The following is an 18,052-nucleotide window of genomic DNA, read 5'->3' as shown; positions in this document are numbered from 1 at the left end:
CTTGGGATCAAACCTTGTTTACCATATGTTTGGTAAAACCCAACCCATTTACGAATGTTTGATTCGTTAGGACCTTTCTGCTTTGAAACTAATAAACATGAATAATGTTTCTCTAATACTAATTTTACACATTCAAGTTTATAAGTGTAATCATATTTCTCTTTTCTTTCCATAATAATACCCCAAAATAGTGTCTAACTTTTTGGGGGCAGTCTACATAGCGGTTTTTTTTATCTAAATTGTTTAGAAATAATTTCTGCTTTTCTTGAATTGGAATAATCGTAAAAACCTTCACCAGATTTTATTCCGAGTTTTCTGGCCTGTACCATATTCACAAGCAATGGGCAAGGTGCGTATTTTGGATTTTTAAAGCCGTCGAACATAACATTTAGGATAGAAAGACAAACATCTAAACCAATAAAATCGGCCAGTTGAAGAGGTCCCATTGGGTGTGCCATTCCTAATTTCATAACGGTATCAATTTCATATACTCCAGCAACGCCGTTGAAAAGCGTTTCAATCGATTCATTAATCATTGGCATTAAAATTCTATTAGCAACAAAACCTGGATAGTCATTTACTTCAACAGGTACTTTTTTCAAATTTTCTGAAAGTTCCATAATGGTTTTAGTTACTTCGTTTGAGGTGTTGTAACCTCTTATAATTTCAACCAATTTCATAATAGGAACAGGATTCATAAAATGCATTCCAATCACTTTATCAGGTCTTTTGGTAACTGCCGCAATTTTTGTAATCGAAATGGAGGAAGTGTTTGTGGCTAGAATGGCATTTATAGGAGCCTCTTCATCTAATTGTTTAAAAATTTTAAGTTTTAAATCTATATTTTCTGTGGCAGCTTCAACAACTAATTCAGCACCAGACAAACCTTCTTTAATGCTTGTATATGTGGTAATATTATTTAAAGTGTTGCTTTTATCAGCTTCAGATATTACTTCTTTTACAACTAATCTATCAAGATTGTTAGTGATAGTGTTTATTCCTCTATTTAAAGCATCTTGTGAGATGTCTATTAAATTTACTTTGTAATTATTTTGAGCAAAAACATGGGCAATTCCATTTCCCATGGTGCCTGCCCCAATAACAGCTATATTTTTCATTTTATATGTTTTTATAAATTTAGTTTTCCTTTTAAATAAGTTATGGCTTGTCCACTCATTTCAACTCTGCCTTCTAAATTAGTGCATTTTAAGTAACCTGTTCTTTTTGATAGTTGAAGCGCTTCTAAATGATCTTTGTTCAACTTACTTGCCCAAAATGGGATAAGCATTGAATGAGCAGATCCAGTTACAGGGTCTTCATTAATTCCAATTTTCGGAGCAAAAAAACGAGAAACAAAATCAACTGAATTTCCTTTTGATGTGACAATAATATCATTTTCTTCTAACTGAAGTAATAAATTATAGTTTGGATTTAATTGATTTATTAATTCTTCAGATTCAACTTCTACCAATAATTTTAAATCGGATTTAAAGCATTTTAAAATGGGTATTTGCAGTGCTTCTTCTAAAATTTTAGGAATTTTAATTTCAACAACTGCATCTGAAGGAAAATTAAGAGTATACCAATCAATGTTTTTTTTAACGGTTAAAATTCCTCTTTTAGAATGAAATGAAATTACTTTTTGGGTATAATTTAATTCAGTAAATAGAATATGAGCAGCAGCTAATGTTGCATGTCCACATAGATTAACTTCACATGTTGGTGTAAACCATTTAATGTCAAAATTTTCTTTATTTTTTACAAAAAAAACAGTTTCTGATAAGTTATTCTCCTCAGCTATGGATTGCATTAATGTATCAGGAATCCAAGAGTCTAATGGACAAACAGCTGCTGGGTTTCCTTTAAAAAGTTGGTTTGTGAATGCATCAACCTGATAAATTATCATCTTAAAAATTGTTTATAATCATATGTGCAACTCGTAAGGCTTCTGTACCTTGCTCTAATGAAACAATGGGTGTTGTATTATTGTTGATTGCGTCTGCAAAAGTTTCTAATTCATCTAATATGGCATTATTGGCTTCAACAGTTGGGTTTTCGAAATATATTTGTTTTTTAATGCCTTCAGCGTTTTGTAAAATCATATCATAATCTCCAGGAATCTCAGGCGCATCTTTCATTTTAACTACTTCGGTTGCTTTTTCAAAGAAATCTACAGCTATGTACGCATCTTTTTGAAAAAATCGACTTTTACGCATATTTTTTAATGAAATTCTACTCGCCGTTAAATTTGCAACACAACCATTTTCAAATTCAATTCTTGCATTTGCAATATCAGGTGTATCACTTATTACAGAAACGCCACTAGCGCTCACATTTTTCACTTTAGATTTTACAACGCTTAAAATAATATCAATATCATGAATCATTAAGTCCAAGACCACAGGAACATCAGTACCTCTAGGGTTAAATTCTGCCAATCGATGCGTTTCAATAAACATTGGATTTGTAATAGACCCTTTTACAGCAGTAAATGCTGGATTAAAACGCTCTACATGTCCAACTTGTCCTTTTACATTATATTTTTTTGTAAGTTTTATTAACTCTTCAGCCTCTTCAACTGTATTTGTAATAGGCTTCTCTATAAAAACATGTTTTCCTTTTTCAATAGCATATTTCGCACAATCAAAATGGGAAAGAGTTGGCGTTACAATATCTATAACATCCACAGCATCAATCAATTCTTGAATGGTGTCAAAAGATTTATAACCAAATTCTTGTGCTACTTTTAAAGCATTTTCTTTTATAGGATCATAAAAACCTATCAAGTCATATTTTTCAGATTGCTTTAATAATTTTAAATGTATTTTACCGAGATGGCCCGCTCCTAATACTCCTGCCTTTAGCATCATAAGATTGTTTTTTTATCTTAACAAAAGTAACAATCTTTAATCATTTATTCCTATTTTTAACCTCTCAAATTTATATTATTAAGTGAAGGATACGCATAAACATCAAGGGTTAAGAAATCAATTAGTTAAAGTAATTGCTGCTAAAGGAATAACCGATAAAAACGTGCTTAAAGCAATTTCCGCAGTACCTCGTCATTTATTTATGGATTCTGGTTTTGAAGATTTTGCATACCAAGATAAGGCGTTTCCTATTGCGGCTGAACAAACCATTTCTCAACCCTATACAGTTGCCTATCAAACTGAATTATTGCAACTTAAACCAGGGATGGAAGTGTTGGAAATTGGGACGGGGTCTGGGTATCAAACGGCTGTACTAATAGAATTAGGCATAAAAGTATATTCAATTGAAAGACAAAAAGAGCTGTTTAAGAAAACAAAATTATTTTTACCAAAAATCGGTTATAAAGCTAAAAAGTTAGTTTTTGGTGATGGGTATATTGGGTTGAAAGAAAATGCTCCTTTTGACGGCATAATTGTTACTGCAGGTGCACCTTTTGTTCCAAAAGCACTTTTGGCTCAGCTAAAAATAGGGGGTAGGTTGGTGATTCCTATTGGAGATGATATTCAAACTATGACATTGTACATTAGAACAGGTGAAAAAGATTTTGAAAAACATGAATTAGGAAAATTTAGATTTGTTCCTTTATTAAAAGAAAAAAATTAAGCTGCCGAAATTATAATTTTAGACAGCCATTTATTAAAAATAAATTTCTAATTTACTTTATGCCAATATTGAGTTCTACCTAATAAAGCAAACCCAATAAAACCACGAACTTTTAATTTATTAGCACCTTCAAGAGAAATATAGCATTTATACTCTTTTCCAGTTTTTGGATCTAAAATTTTCCCTCCACTCCATTCATTGCCATTTTTTGTTAAATCATCAATTATAGTCATTCCTTTTACAGGTTTGTTTTTTTTACTACCCGAACATAAATCACATAATTTATCCTCTTTATCTTTTTCTAAAAGTTGTATAATTTTAGCATATACTTTTCCATTTTCTTGGAAAATTTCAACAATAGATTTTTCGTTTCCTGTTTCGTCATCAATGGTTTTCCATTTTCCAATTATAGTTTGAGCATTGGTCGATAAAATTCCTGATACAAAAATAAAAAGAGCGATGATATTATATTTTTTCATTTATAACTTAATTTATATTGAATTTAGTTATTGTATTTTAATTAAAATTCAGTCGAATTTAGCATCAAATTGACCATTCCATTTGTCTTGAACTTTTAATACTTGTTCTATAATATCTCTTACACAACCTTCACCACCTTTTTTATGTGATATATATTTAGCAATTTTTTGAATTTCGGGAGCCGCATCTTTTGGACAACAAGGTAAGCCTACCTTGATCATAACCGGATAATCTGGAATATCATCACCCATGTATAACACTTCTGAAGGAATAATTTTATGTTTTTTTAAATAGGCTTCAAATTGATTTATTTTATGATGAGCTCCTAAATAAATATCGGTAATTCCCAACCCTTCTAATCGGGTACGAACTCCATCATTGGTTCCCCCAGAAATAACACAAACGTTAAAGCCTGCGTTAACAGCTGATTTTAAGGCATAACCATCTTTAATATTCATATTTCTAATCATTTCTCCATCTGGAAAAATAGTTACTAAACCATTTGTTAAAACCCCATCAACGTCAAAAATAAAGGTGGTAATTTGAGGCAGTATTTCTTTATAGCTTTTTTCCATGAAATTGTAAGATAGAATTAGTTAGTAATGTATAAATTTCTTGTTGATTTTTGTTTAATAAAACGGTATGTTTTTCGATAGTTTTAGTGTCATTTCTAATTGCAGGTCCAGTTTGTGCCTCAAACGGCGTTAAGGTATTAATTTTTGAAGCGGTTTCAATGATCAACGGCTTTAAAATCTCGAATGAAATGTTATTTTTAGTGCAAATTTCATTTCCAATATGGTATAAATGATTCACAAAATTATTCACAAATACAGCTGCTACATGAATATTTTTACGTTGTTCTTCATTAATTCGAATGCAATAATTTGAAATTGATTTTGCAATTATTTCAAGTAAGAGCGTATCTTTTTCATTAGTAGCTTCAATACAAATTGGAATTTTAGAAAAATTTACTTTTTTTTCTTTTGAAAATGTCTGTATTGGATAAAAGACACCCTTTCTAGATAAATTGGTGAGATCTTTTAAACTTACGCTTCCTGATGTATGTACAACTAATGAATTTGGATTTTTTATGTTTGATGAAACTTCAGAAATAGAATTGTCTGAAACTGCTATAATATATACTTCTGCTTTTAAAAGTTGATTTAAATTATTGGTTATAGAAGTTTTAGATTTTAAATAATTAATTTTTTCAATACTTCTATTATAAACTTGGACAATAGAAACAACATTGCTTTTTAACAGTTGATTTGTTAAATGAAAAGCAACATTTCCACCACCAATAATTACTACTTTTATCATAACACGAAGATACTTGAAATGAATTACAAAAAAAATTCCGTCTTTAAAAAAAGACGGAATTTAATATATAATAAATATCTGAGTGTTTAGTTTATTCTCTAATTGCAGCTTGTGCAGCAGCTAAACGAGCGATTGGCACTCTAAACGGAGAACAACTCACGTAATTCATTCCAACTCTATGACAGAATTCAACTGAACTTGGTTCACCACCGTGCTCACCACAAATACCAATTTTAAGTTTTGCATTTGTTGAACGGCCTTTTGTAACTCCCATATCAATTAATTGACCAATACCTTCTTGATCTAAAACTTGGAATGGATCTGCTTTTAAAATTCCTTTTTCGATGTAAATTGGTAAGAATTTACCAGCATCATCTCTAGAATAACCAAAGCCCATTTGAGTCAAATCGTTTGTTCCAAAAGAGAAAAATTCAGCAACTTCAGCAATTTGATTTGCAACTAAACAAGCTCTTGGAATTTCAATCATGGTACCAACTAAATAGTCAATAGTTTCGCCTTTTTCAGCAAATACTTCATTGATAACACCTCTTACAATCTCTTCTTGTAATTTAAACTCTTGAACAGTACCAATAAGTGGAATCATTATTTCAGGGAATGTTTTTACACCCTCTGCCTTTAATTCTAATGCAGCCTCAATAATTGCTCTTGCTTGCATTTCAGTAATTTCAGGATATGTATTTCCTAATCTACAACCTCTATGACCTAACATAGGATTAAATTCGTGTAAATCTTCTACTTTTTGTTTGATTGCTTCCACAGAAATTCCCATTTCAGCAGCCATTTCTTTTTGGTTTTCTTCTTCATGAGGCACAAATTCGTGTAATGGTGGATCCAATAAACGAACTGTTACAGGTAAACCTGCCATTGCGCCAAATACATCTTTAAAATCTTTACGTTGAATTGGTAATAATTTAGCCAAAGCTTCTCTTCTTCCAGCTTCATCATCTGCTAAAATCATTTCACGCATACGTACTAAACGTTCACCTTCAAAGAACATGTGTTCTGTACGACAAAGACCAATTCCTTCGGCACCAAATTTAACGGCAACTTTACATTCTCTTTCGGTTTCAGCATTTGTTCTAACACCAAGTGTTCTGTATTTATCTGCAAGTTTCATAATGTTACCAAAGTCGCCACTTAATTCAGCATCTTTAGTTCCAATTTTTCCTTCGTAAACTTCACCTGTTGAACCATTTAATGAAATCCAGTCACCTTCTCTGAATTCTTTTCCTTCAATGGTCATTACTCTAGTTTTATAATTGATTTTTACAGCTCCAGCTCCAGAAACACAACATTTACCCATTCCTCTTGCAACAACAGCCGCGTGAGATGTCATACCTCCACGAGCAGTTAAAATACCTTTTGCAATGTTCATACCTTCTAAATCTTCAGGAGATGTTTCAACACGCACTAAAATGGAAACAGGATAATTATGAGCTTCATCAGCAAAGAAAACAATTTGTCCGGTTGCTGCACCTGGAGATGCTGGCAATCCTTTTGCTAATACTTTAGCAGCTTTAATCGCTTCACCATCAAAAACAGGATGTAAAAGTTCATCTAATTTTGCAGGATCTTGCATCATAATTGCTTTTTTCTCATCAACTCTTCCTTCTGTTAATAAGTCCATTGCAATTTTTACCATTGCAGCAGCAGTACGTTTACCATTACGAGTTTGTAACATCCAAAGTTTTCCTTCTTGAATGGTAAACTCTAAATCTTGCATATCATTATAATGTCTATCAAGTCTATTTTGAGTTGCATTTAATTCTTGATAAATTACGGGCATTAATTCTTCTAACGAAGGATAATTAGCTTTTCTATCTTCTTCAGTTACACCAGCTAAAACAGCCCATTTTTTTGAACCTTCTAACGTAATTTGTTGTGGAGTTCTAACACCAGAAACAACATCTTCACCTTGTGCATTTATTAAATATTCACCATTAAAAACGTCTTCCCCAGTGGCAGCATCTCTTGTAAAAGCAACACCAGTTCCTGAATTAGAACCCATATTACCATATACCATTGCTTGTACGTTTACAGCAGTTCCCCAATCTGAAGGGTAACCATTCATATTTCTATAGTAAACAGCTCTATCTCCATTCCAGCTATTAAATACTGCAATTACAGATGACCAAAGTTGATCCCAAGGATTTTCTGGAAAAGGTTTTCCCGTTTGTGATACACAAGCAGTTTTAAAGTCTTTTACCATTTGTTTTAAATCAGCAACTTCTAAATCAGTATCTAATTCAACACCTTTTGTTTCTTTTGCTTTATCAATAATTTCTTCAAATGGATCGTGGTCATCTTTTGATAAGGCACCAACACCTAAAACAACACCACCAAACATTTGTACAAAACGACGGTAAGAATCCCATGCAAAACGAGCATTTCCTGTTTTTGCAATTAAACCTTCAACAGAATTATCGTTCATACCTAAGTTAAGAACTGTATCCATCATACCTGGCATAGAAACTCTCGCTCCAGAACGGACAGAAAGTAAACAAGGGTTTTCATTATCACCAAATTTAGTTCCCATAATACTTTCTACATTGGCAACTGCAGCTTCAACTTCTTCTTTTAATAAAGCAACAACAGCCTCTTTACCTAATTTATTATATTCAGTACATGTATCTGTAGTTATTGTAAATCCTGGAGGAACTGGGATACCTATTAAACACATTTCGGCAAGGTTAGCACCTTTACCTCCAATAAGGTTTTTCATAGTTTTATCTCCATCAGTAGTACTACCACCAAATTTGTAAACTCTTTTGACTTTTTGTAAGTTATCCATTATAATATGTAATTTATGTTAATTTTTAATTTTTATAGTTTGCAAAGATAAGAATTTTGTATTTAAATCATTATGACTAATATCATTAGATTCGGAGTTTTGGGCTGTATAATTAAAAAGTTACGAAAACGAAATAGTGTTTATTTTAGACCTAAAATTAAATAAAATTGAGCCTTAACAATGAGTTCCATATTTTAGTTTCATTTTTTAAAATACCTTTCAGTTCAATGTAATTCTGTTAAAGTTTATGTAACGGAATTTTAAAATTCAATAGTTAACAAATCACCTGTGAGTTGTAATAATTTTAATTCAGCATTTTTCGCATCATATTTAGCTTCGTTCACATTGGATTGGGCATTTAATAAGTTAATTTGAGCTTGTCTAAATTCGATGGATGTTATTTGTCCTAATTTAAATTGCTCTTCTGTTCTCTGGAAATTACGAATGTTTGTTTCAACATTTTTCTCTTCTGATTTTAGAACGAACAAAGCATTGTTATACAACTCTAATGAATTAGCTAAAGTGCGCTCTAATTCATTTTCGAGTTGTTCTTTTTGAATTTCTACATTGTCTAAAATAATTTTTGAATTTTGAATCCTTGTTTTGGTAGTTCCACCATCAAAAATATTCCAGCTTAAGTTTAGACCAGCGTTGAGCCCTTTTGAAAGTTGATTTGCATAGTTAAAAGTTGCATCGTTATCGTATTTGTTGATACCATAAGAACTCGATAAACTTAATGTAGGCAACAAATCAGATTCATTAATTTTTAAATCGAAGGCACTAATTTCAATATTTTTTTGTGCTTTTTGAAGGTTCGTATTTTGGATTTTTGCCTTTTTTAAAAGGGTAGTGTAATTGAATAAAAATTTAAAATCAACAGCAGTTTCAACCAAAAAAGGACTTGAAACATTTCTTCCTAAAAATAAATTTAGATCTCGTTTTGAATTTGATAATTGACGTTCAGAAGTGATAACCCTTATGCTATCATTATTTACATCAACTTCGGCATTTAAAACCTGTAATTTGGTGTTTTGACCATATTCAAAAGCAATTTTAGAACGCTCTAATCGCTGTTTGGAAATAGCAAGAGATTGTTTTAAATTAGAATTGTTTTCAGTAAGGCGTGCTACCTCAAAATACACAGTAAAAATTTGTAACAAGGAATTTTCAATAATTGTTTTGGTCTCGAGCTCTGTTAAATTATAGTTTTCTTTTAATTTTTTATAATTATAAGATCTTCCAAAACCATCAAACAATGTATAATTGGCAGAAATTGAAGCGTTGTATAATTTGCTTTCAGCATTATTTATTTCAGATGAAACATTAGATTGTGTTGTAAATTCAGAATTATTATTATTGTACGTGGCTCCAGCATTGGCAGAAATTCTTGGTAAAAAACCGCTATTAAAGATCTCGGCATTATTTTTAGAAATCTCAACATTATTTTTTGCTATTTTAATACCATAGTTATTTTCTAAAGCCAAATCAACTGCCATTTGTTTAGTTAAAAGTTGTTGCCCAAAACTAGTTGCAAAAGTTGCAATTAGTACAAAAATTGTTGTTATATATTTATTCATTATTTTCACTTTTTATTTCAATAATTGCTCTTTCAACTTCTTCTCTAGTAACTTTTTTACCTGTTATTAGCCATTTAATAAATACTTTAAGAGAATTTGAAACAGATAACATTAAAGGCAACATAACCAATGTTAAAACCGTTGCAATGGCAATACCATACGAAATGGAAATAGCCATGGGTTTTAAAAACTGGGCTTGCCTGCTTTTTTCTAGTAATAACGGAGCTAAACCTGCAATTGTAGTTAGTGTTGTTAATAAAATGGCTCTAAATCTTGATACAGAAGCTTGTATTAGCGCTTCATCATATTTCATACCTTTTTTTAAGTAACCATTAAACTTTTCAATAAGCACAAGTCCATCATTTACCATAATTCCTAATAAAGCTATAATACCTAGCCAAGAAAGTATATTTATTGGAAAATCATGTACCCAATGTCCAAAAATAACACCAATTAAACTAAATGGAATCATTAATAAAAGTAGGATTGGTTGCTCATAAGATCTAAATGTAAAAGCAATTACAATATAAATAAGAGCTAAAATAATGAATCCAACTTTTTTAAATGAATCAACTGTTTTATTCGCTTCTCTATTCTGACCTTCATAAGCCGCTGAAACTGTTGGATATTTAGAAGTAATCTCAGGCATCACATTTGTTTTAATATCATCTAAAATATCAGTAGCACTTTCCCCTGGAGATTTCATATCTGCAGTTACTTGAATTTCACGCTTACTGCTTAAATGATTTATGACTACATCACCTCGTTTAATTTCATACGTAGCAATTTCAGATAATGGAACGTTTTCGTTTGAAGGAGTGGTAATCCACATATCATTCAAGTCTTTAATAGATGATCTGTCTTCTTTTTTATAGCGCACCCAAACTTTAATTTCATCTTGTCCGCGCTGAAAACGTTGTGTTTGTACACCAAAAAATCCTGAACGGACTTGGTTCATAACGGTTTGTAAATTTAATCCCAATAAATACGCGTTGTCTTTTAATTTAATCTGAATTTCTTTAATACCAGCAGGATCATTATCAGCAATATCTTTTAATAGTGAGTTTTTCGCTAAAAGCTCTTTTAATTCAACTTTTGCAGCTTTCAATTCTTCAATATTATTTCCCAACAAAGAAACAGCAACAGGGCTTCCACCAAAATTTCCTCCTGAACCAAATGTTAAACTTTCAACACCATTTACAATGCCAATTTTTTCGCGAATTGCATTTGTTATTTCAGGTGAAGAGAAATCTCGAGCCTCTCCTGGAAGTAAGTTTACGGTTAAACTACCAATTGAAGTTCCAGGGCCAATTCTTTTAATTACATTTTCAACTACTGAAATGTTTCCAGTTTGTTTTTTAGTAAATTCATCATTTATTTCCCATACGGCACCTTCAATTTTTGAAATAATAGAATCGGTAATCATTTCATTAGTTCCTTGAAGCATTTTTAAATCTATGCTAACTCGATCACTGGCAATAGAAGGGAAAAATGAAGTTTTAACAATCCCTCCTCCAAGGGCTCCAAAGCTTAAAATTAATAGGGTAATAGGAATGGCAAATCCAAATAATTTATGTTTTAAAAAAAACCGTAAATAAGGGGCATAAAAATTATCTCTAAAATAGAAGAGCCCTTTTTCAGCCTTTTGGTTTACATTAAAAAAGAAGGTATTTAATTTATTTCTCTTTTTTTCTTTTCTTTCTAAAGCTTTTGAATGTGCAATGTGAGCAGGTAAAATAATTAATGCTTCAATTAATGAGACAGTCAATGTTAAAATTACAACTAATGATACTTGACTAAAGAAGTTTCCAATTCTTCCTTCTAGAAAGAAAAATGTAGAAAAAGCAATAATGGTAGTTAATATTGCTGAAACTATTGGAGGTATTACCTCCAATGTGCCATCAATTGCAGCTTGTATTGGTGTTTTTCCTTTTTCATAATGATGATAAATATTTTCACCAATTACAATACCATCATCAACTAAAATACCGATTACGATAATCATACCAAACAATGAAAGCACATTTATGGTTACACCTAAATTGGCAGCAAAAATAAACATACCAAAAAATGCGATTGGAATACCAAATGCAACCCAAAAAGCTAAACGAATATTTAAGAATAATGCCAAGAAAAATAGCACTAATAATATTCCCATTCCGGCATTTTTTATTAATAATTCTGTACGTTGTTTTAGTGCAATTGAATTATCACTTGAGATATCTATTTGAACATTATCTTGTTGTTGATTAAACGTTTTAATGTATTCTTTTACATTATCTGCAGTGGAAAGTAAATCTTCGCTATTGGTGTTGCTTATATTAATGTTTATAGCATTTTTTCCGTTAAAATATAGTCTATCTGGGTTTTCTGACCAAGTGTCAGAAACATCAGCAATGTCACGAAGTCTAATTATATTTCCCCCAGCATCAGCTCTTACCACTAAATTTAAAAGCTCATTACCAAAATAATTTTTGTTTCTAGCTCTTATTAAATAATCTTCATCATCGGTTTTAATATTTCCACCTGAAATCAATAAATTAGTTTTACTTATTGCGTTAGAAACCTCAGTAAAAGATAAATTATACGCACGTAAATCGTTTTCTCGTACTGCAATTTCAATTTCTTGGTCTGGAAAACCAGAAAGTCTTACCTGTGAAATTCCATCAACACTTCTTAAATCGTTTTCAATGGTTTTTGCGTATTGTTTTAACGTTGCTAATGGAATGTTATCACCACTAACCGTAAAACTTATAGTTTGATTTACTGTTTCAATTTTAGCTATTATAGGAGGCTCCATTCCAGAAGGAAAAGAAGGAACTCGATCAACAGCATTTTTAACATCTGCTAAAACAACATCAATATTTTTTCCTTTTAATGTTTCAATATTTATAATGGCTGAGTTTTCTCTAGAAACTGATGTAACACGGTCAATACCAACAATTCCTTTTAAATTATCTTCAATTTTCAGTACAATTCCTTCTTCCATTTCTTCAGGAGAAGCACCAGGATAGTTTAAACTTATAGAAATGTTTTGTGAATCGGTTAAAGGAAAATAGGACGATTTCATGGATAAGTAACCCGCTAAACCAAAACCAAAAAATGCCAATATAAATATATTTACTGCAACTGGAAATTTTATAAAATAAGATATTACTTTTTCCATCATTGTTTTTTATTTTCAGTTGAAATTTTAACAAGCATACCTTTATGAGAACCAGGAACAGGTTTAGATAAAAGTATTGTTCCGTTTGCTAAACCCTTAATAATAACCGATTTCTCATTTTCAAAAATAAGATTCACGGTTACTAAATCTAAAACGGAATCTTTAACAATGTATAATTTAGAGTTTTCAATCAACAAATTTCTTGAAACTTCAAATGCGTTTTCTTCAGCTTTTGCTTGTAAGGCAATTTCAACATATTGACCTTCTTTTAAATCTTTTCCACTAACTTGAATAAAAGCTTTTATAGTTTGAGTGGAAGCATCTACTTTCCCATTTATTCTAATTACTTTTCCAGTCCAAGTTTTGGTTTTTTCTAAATTGTATAGTTCAACTTGTTTTCCAACTTGTAATAAATCTCTAAATTCAGATTTTACAGAAACACCTATTTCATAAACCGAAGGATCTATAAATTCACCTAATTTTTGTCCAACTCTTATTAATGTACCTGGATTCACTAAGGCTTCAGTTAGTATTCCACTAAAAGGAACTCTTAAATTATGTTTATTTAATTTAACTTCTAGGTTTTTAACATTGTAGTAAACTGTATTTATACCACGCCCTGAGATAAAAAACTTTTCCTTTTCTGAAGTTGTTTCTGGTAATTTTTGAAGACTTTTATTGCTATTAAAATTTTGAAGATAATTTTGCCATTTTTGATATTCAGATGGAAAATCTAATCGAATATCTGGCATAACAGCTGTAATTGCATTGAATAAATTACTTTTTTGAGCTTGTAAATTAGCATAAAACTCGTCGCTATTAATTTTAATAATAGTTTCACCTTTATTGTAAGATGTTCCTTGTTTAAACTCTTTTGATGTGGGTTCTAATATTCCTTGAACTTCAGCATACAATTCAATTTTATTTTTAGCGACTAAATTACCGTTTGTAGTTATAACTAAAGGAATAGATGTGTTATTTACAATTTCAGTAAAAACTGTCTTTACAATTTTATCAGTTTTTGGTTTTGGTTTATTCTTGTTATCTATCAAGTATTTGGCAATAAATAAAGATCCTCCAACAAGGACAATTGATAAAATTATTATTATATATTTTCTCATAATGGTTAAGTGTAGCTATTTTATTTTGAAGTATTTAAATTATCTTGAATTTTTGTTAGTGTGAGTATTAATTGTTGGACTTCTTCATTTGAAATATTTTTTTGAAGTGATTTAAAACTATTCAGCATTAAAGTTTTTGAATCTTCAAATAAGTTTTTACCAGCGGATGTTACAAATATTAAATTTTTCCTAGCATCTGATTTAGAATGTATTCTTTTAACCAAATTCTTTTTTTCCATACAATTAATTAAACGTGTAAGTGATGCTTTGTTTCTCTCGGTTAAAAAAGCTAAGTCATTTTGAATTATACCATTATTATTTTCGTGTAGAATTTTTAGCACAACCCATTGCTCTTTTGTAACTTTAAAATTGTGCTTAATTAAAACCTCAGAAATGTACGAACTCATCATTTTGGCAGTTTTTCCAATCCAAGGTGCTAAAGTTTCATTAAAGTCGGTATTGCTAGTCAAAATTTTTACTAATGGTTATAATTTTTACAAATATAGAATTGTTAATTATAGTTGCATATGCAACTAAGTTAAAATTTGATTAAAGTTTATATTATTTTAGCTAACACCTTTTTAACTAAAAAATCCAACATTAACGTTGGATTTTTATAAAAATTTATTTTGAAATATTTTTTTTCTATGCTAAGCAAGTAGTAATATTAACATTTGTGCCACAAAAATCCTTGTAATTGTGACCAATGGATATACGGTTGCATATGTTTGAATTGGGATATCACTATCTAAATAAGATGTGCTGAATGAAAGTGCCGCAGGATCTGTATAGGTACCACTCATTAATCCAGATAATTGTAAAAAGTTCAATTTCATAAATATTTTTGCAATTAAAATCATAATTATTAAAGGAATAAAAGTAATTGCAGAACCATACAATATCCACAACCATCCATTGTATTCAATAAAATTTGCATAGAATTTTTCGCCGGCGTGTACCCCTACAGCAGCAAAAAACAAGCAAATTCCTAAATCCTTCATAAAGTAGATTGCACCTGTATTTACGTAAGAATGAATAAAGCTTATTCCTCCAAATCGGCTAATTAATAAAGCCACAATTAATGGTCCAGCAGCAAACCCTAATTTAATAGGAACAGGTAAAGAAGGAATCATAATTGGAATAGATCCTAAAATAATACCTAAAACTAACCCTCCAAAAATTGATAAAAAATCAGGTTCTAATAATTTTTTTTCAGAATTTCCTATTACTTTTTTGGCTTCATTTATGGCTTCTTCTGTTCCTACTACACGTAAAATATCACCGTAAAACAATTCTAAAGAAGGTCTTGCTAACATTGCTTTACTTGCCCTAAAAACCTGTGTCACTTTTAAATCAAAATTGGTGTATAAATCTAATTCGCTTAATTTTTTATGAGTAGCTTTTTTATTAGTAACATAGATATTAGTGTATTGAATATCCTTATCAGATTCAATTAATAAATCTTTAGAAATTCTTCCTGTTTTTTCAATAAATCCGTTAACATCAGGGTCTAAGCCAACAACCATAATAACATCATTTTCACGAAGTATTTTATCTAAACTTGGTGAAAAAACAGTATCTGATTGACTATGTTTAATTCTAGAAATTACCACTTCGTGACCACTTTCTTTTATAACATCACCCAGAGATTTTCCAATAACAGAAGGATTAGTAATTCTGCATTTTTTATAAACCGGCGGAAATTCACGATTAATTTTTAACAACCTAAATTTACGTAACTCTAATTCTGGATTTACCTTTAATATTATTTTTGAAAAAATAATGATTCCAATAATACCAAAAACACCAAGAGGATATGTAATTGCGTAACCAATTGCTGGGTCATCAAACATTTTAGTTGGGAATTGATTTTGAATCTCAGCCAATGTGCTTTTAGCAGCTCCAAGACCAGGTGTATTTGTTACAGCACCAGACATAATACCCACTAAATTTTCGATTCCTAAACCTGTAGATTTGTATAATAAAAACGTAATTACACCACCTAAAATTACAGTTGATACAGCCAAAATATTTAAACGCAGTCCTTCTTTTCTAAAAGAGGAGAAAAAGGAGGGACCTACTTGAATACCAATTCCATAAACAAACAAAATCAACCCTAGATCTCTAATAAAATCAAGTATTTCGCCTTGAATTCTATAGCCCCAATGTCCAAATAAAAGACCAACAAACATAACGGCCGAAACCCCAAAAGAAATTTTACCCAGCTTCAATCTTCCTACAAATACACCAGCAGCAATAACTAACATTATAACCACAATAGATTGAACTACATCGGGATTTTCTGCAGGTAATATTAATCTGTGTAACCAATCAAACATATTTTGTTTTTTAAATTCAAGTGCAAAATTAAATAGTAATTACAACAACACACTTTTTTTTATTCAAAATTTACGAAATCGATTTCAATTTTTTGTAATTTTTTTTATAAAAAAATATAATAAAAAGTACTTAACGTAAATTGATTTTGTAAACTTTAAAAGGTTTAAAGCTATCTTATTTTAGAAAATTGTAGAAGTTATTTTGAATGGTTTAATTGAACTATTTCAATATATGAAAAAAGAAATTGATTACTGTCTTTTTAGAAGGGATTATACCAATTTTAAAATCACAAAAAAAAGAGATTGGTGGGGTTACAATCTCTTTTTTTTTTTGGAAAAATTAGGCTAAACTATTGGAGCAATACGTTTGATTGCGTAATAGGGTTTGATAGGATATCAATTACTTTTGGATTATTGCCATATTCAAAATTTATCAATTTTGGTAAATTTTTGATTGACACATTAATTTTTCCAACTAATCTATTGTCGTTTAATAATAGGGTTTCAAGTTTAGAAAGTTTATTTAATTCGGTTGGAATTTCACCTTCAAATAAATTATTTGATAATGAAAGCTCTTTTAGGTTACTTAAATCTCCTATTTGAGCAGGAATAAAGCCTGACATTGAATTGTCGAAAAAGCTTATAACTTTTATATTTTTTAAATTTGAAATATCAGATGAAAGCATTCCAGATAAAGAATTACTACTTAAATGTAAAACTTCAAGGTTTACCAAAGAATATAGTGAGTTTGGTATATTTCCACTAATGAAATTATTAAATAGAACTAATTCTTTTAAATGAGTTAATGCACCAATATTTGAAGGAATAGTACCTTTTAATTGATTCATAAATAATTGAATAATTTCTAAAGAATTAATTGTAGCAATTTCTGAAGGAATTTTTCCATTAATTTTATTAAAACTTAAATTTAGTATTTTTAACGATTTTAAATTGCCTATTGAAGAAGGAATAGTTCCTTCTAGGTTATTCATATTTAAATTAAGTTCAGTTACATTATTATTTGTAACGGTAACACCGTGCCAAGTAGTAATATCATTTTCTAAATTCCAAGAAGTATTCCATTTTTCACCATTTGTTGAATCATACAAATCAATTAAGGCATTTTTTTCTGAATCTGAAACTTGAGAATAAGAAAACGGAATGATTGCTAATAAAAATAAAATTGTTAGGGCTATTTTTTTCATAATCTTGGGGACTTAAATTGTTAATTTCCTCTAAATGTTTAGTAAAAGTAAAAAATATATTTTAAACCACCAAATAAATTTTACCATTTATTGCTTTTAACATACCGTTTATTTATAAAAATGACATTTTTTAGCCTAAAACAGGCAAAAATCACCCTTTTATTAACTTAATATATTTACCATTTGTTAATATAAATAAACTATTTATTTGTAATTATGATGGTTTATAAATGTCATTTATAGGTGAAAACGATATTTTTTTAAATAAAATTGATAAATAACTATCGTATAGATACCTTAACCCGTTGTGCATTTATAAAAACAGGAATAAAAGTTGTTCATTGACTATATAAAGTCGTATATTTATTTGTATATCAAGCAATTAAATATATGAACAACTTTAAATCAAATTACGACAAAATTTTAGAAATATTAAAA

General features: G+C 29.9%; 15 protein-coding genes. 1 reads left to right on the top strand and 14 read right to left on the bottom strand.

The features are described from left to right. From Q8S45_RS13970 to Q8S45_RS05985, 4 genes are all read right to left on the bottom strand, one after another. The coding region (locus Q8S45_RS13970) for a transposase (RefSeq protein WP_371132986.1) at positions 1 to 173 on the bottom strand (173 nt) is incomplete at its 3' end. A 57-nt stretch (positions 174 to 230) separates the two neighbouring features. After that, positions 231 to 1,118: a 3-hydroxyacyl-CoA dehydrogenase family protein gene (locus Q8S45_RS05995; protein WP_305602279.1), complete on the bottom strand. Its 888-nt coding sequence runs from the start codon at positions 1,116 to 1,118 to the stop codon at positions 231 to 233. Positions 1,119 to 1,129: 11 nt separating this feature from the next. Further along, positions 1,130 to 1,906: a PhzF family phenazine biosynthesis protein gene (locus Q8S45_RS05990; RefSeq protein WP_305602276.1), complete on the bottom strand. Its 777-nt coding sequence runs from the start codon at positions 1,904 to 1,906 to the stop codon at positions 1,130 to 1,132. 1 nt (position 1,907) lies between these two features. Continuing rightward, positions 1,908 to 2,867, bottom strand: a complete 960-nt coding sequence (locus Q8S45_RS05985; RefSeq protein WP_305602283.1) for a Gfo/Idh/MocA family protein — start codon at positions 2,865 to 2,867, stop codon at positions 1,908 to 1,910. An 85-nt stretch (positions 2,868 to 2,952) separates the two neighbouring features. Between Q8S45_RS05985 and Q8S45_RS05980 the strand changes: the two genes are divergently transcribed. Beyond that, on the top strand, positions 2,953 to 3,594 hold the full coding sequence (locus tag Q8S45_RS05980) for a protein-L-isoaspartate(D-aspartate) O-methyltransferase (RefSeq protein ID WP_305602273.1): 642 nt from the start codon (positions 2,953 to 2,955) through the stop codon (positions 3,592 to 3,594). Positions 3,595 to 3,641: 47 nt separating this feature from the next. Here Q8S45_RS05980 and Q8S45_RS05975 read toward each other — a convergent pair whose 3' ends face one another. The 10 genes from Q8S45_RS05975 to Q8S45_RS05930 all read right to left on the bottom strand — a co-directional run bounded on the left by Q8S45_RS05975 (position 3,642) and on the right by Q8S45_RS05930 (position 17,614). Further along, complete coding sequence (locus Q8S45_RS05975; RefSeq protein ID WP_305602270.1) at positions 3,642 to 4,073, bottom strand: DUF2147 domain-containing protein; 432 nt, start codon at positions 4,071 to 4,073, stop codon at positions 3,642 to 3,644. Positions 4,074 to 4,121: 48 nt separating this feature from the next. After that, a complete protein-coding gene (locus tag Q8S45_RS05970; protein WP_305602267.1) occupies positions 4,122 to 4,649 on the bottom strand; it encodes an HAD family hydrolase in 528 nt (175 codons plus the stop codon). Next, positions 4,633 to 5,394: a Rossmann-like and DUF2520 domain-containing protein gene (locus Q8S45_RS05965; RefSeq protein ID WP_305602264.1), complete on the bottom strand. Its 762-nt coding sequence runs from the start codon at positions 5,392 to 5,394 to the stop codon at positions 4,633 to 4,635. The genes Q8S45_RS05970 and Q8S45_RS05965 overlap by 17 nt, the downstream gene beginning before the upstream one ends. 91 nt (positions 5,395 to 5,485) lie before the next feature. Continuing rightward, positions 5,486 to 8,206, bottom strand: a complete 2,721-nt coding sequence (ppdK, locus tag Q8S45_RS05960) for a pyruvate, phosphate dikinase (protein ID WP_305602261.1) — start codon at positions 8,204 to 8,206, stop codon at positions 5,486 to 5,488. Between the two features lie 260 nt (positions 8,207 to 8,466). Further along, entirely contained in the window at positions 8,467 to 9,783 is a 1,317-nt protein-coding gene (locus tag Q8S45_RS05955; protein WP_305602258.1) for a TolC family protein, read from the bottom strand. Next, positions 9,776 to 12,949 (bottom strand): efflux RND transporter permease subunit, encoded by a 3,174-nt coding sequence (locus tag Q8S45_RS05950; protein ID WP_305602281.1) that lies wholly within the window; start codon positions 12,947 to 12,949, stop codon positions 9,776 to 9,778. The genes Q8S45_RS05955 and Q8S45_RS05950 overlap by 8 nt, the downstream gene beginning before the upstream one ends. After that, positions 12,949 to 14,070 (bottom strand): efflux RND transporter periplasmic adaptor subunit, encoded by a 1,122-nt coding sequence (locus Q8S45_RS05945; RefSeq protein WP_305602255.1) that lies wholly within the window; start codon positions 14,068 to 14,070, stop codon positions 12,949 to 12,951. Before Q8S45_RS05945 ends, Q8S45_RS05950 begins: the two co-directional genes overlap by 1 nt. Positions 14,071 to 14,090: 20 nt before the next feature. Beyond that, positions 14,091 to 14,540: a MarR family winged helix-turn-helix transcriptional regulator gene (locus Q8S45_RS05940; protein WP_305602252.1), complete on the bottom strand. Its 450-nt coding sequence runs from the start codon at positions 14,538 to 14,540 to the stop codon at positions 14,091 to 14,093. Between the two features lie 180 nt (positions 14,541 to 14,720). Then, positions 14,721 to 16,409 (bottom strand): putative transporter, encoded by a 1,689-nt coding sequence (locus Q8S45_RS05935; RefSeq protein ID WP_305602249.1) that lies wholly within the window; start codon positions 16,407 to 16,409, stop codon positions 14,721 to 14,723. 350 nt (positions 16,410 to 16,759) lie between these two features. Continuing rightward, a complete protein-coding gene (locus Q8S45_RS05930) occupies positions 16,760 to 17,614 on the bottom strand; it encodes a Two component regulator three Y domain protein (RefSeq protein ID WP_305602245.1) in 855 nt (284 codons plus the stop codon). Between the last annotated feature and the right edge of the window lie 438 nt (positions 17,615 to 18,052).

It is taken from the genome of Lutibacter sp. (genome assembly GCF_030692605.1).
In the GTDB taxonomy this organism is placed as follows: Bacteria; Bacteroidota; Bacteroidia; order Flavobacteriales; family Flavobacteriaceae; genus Lutibacter.
The sequence above is the reverse complement of the archived record's forward strand: the minus strand, read 5'-3'. Positions and strand labels throughout refer to the sequence as shown.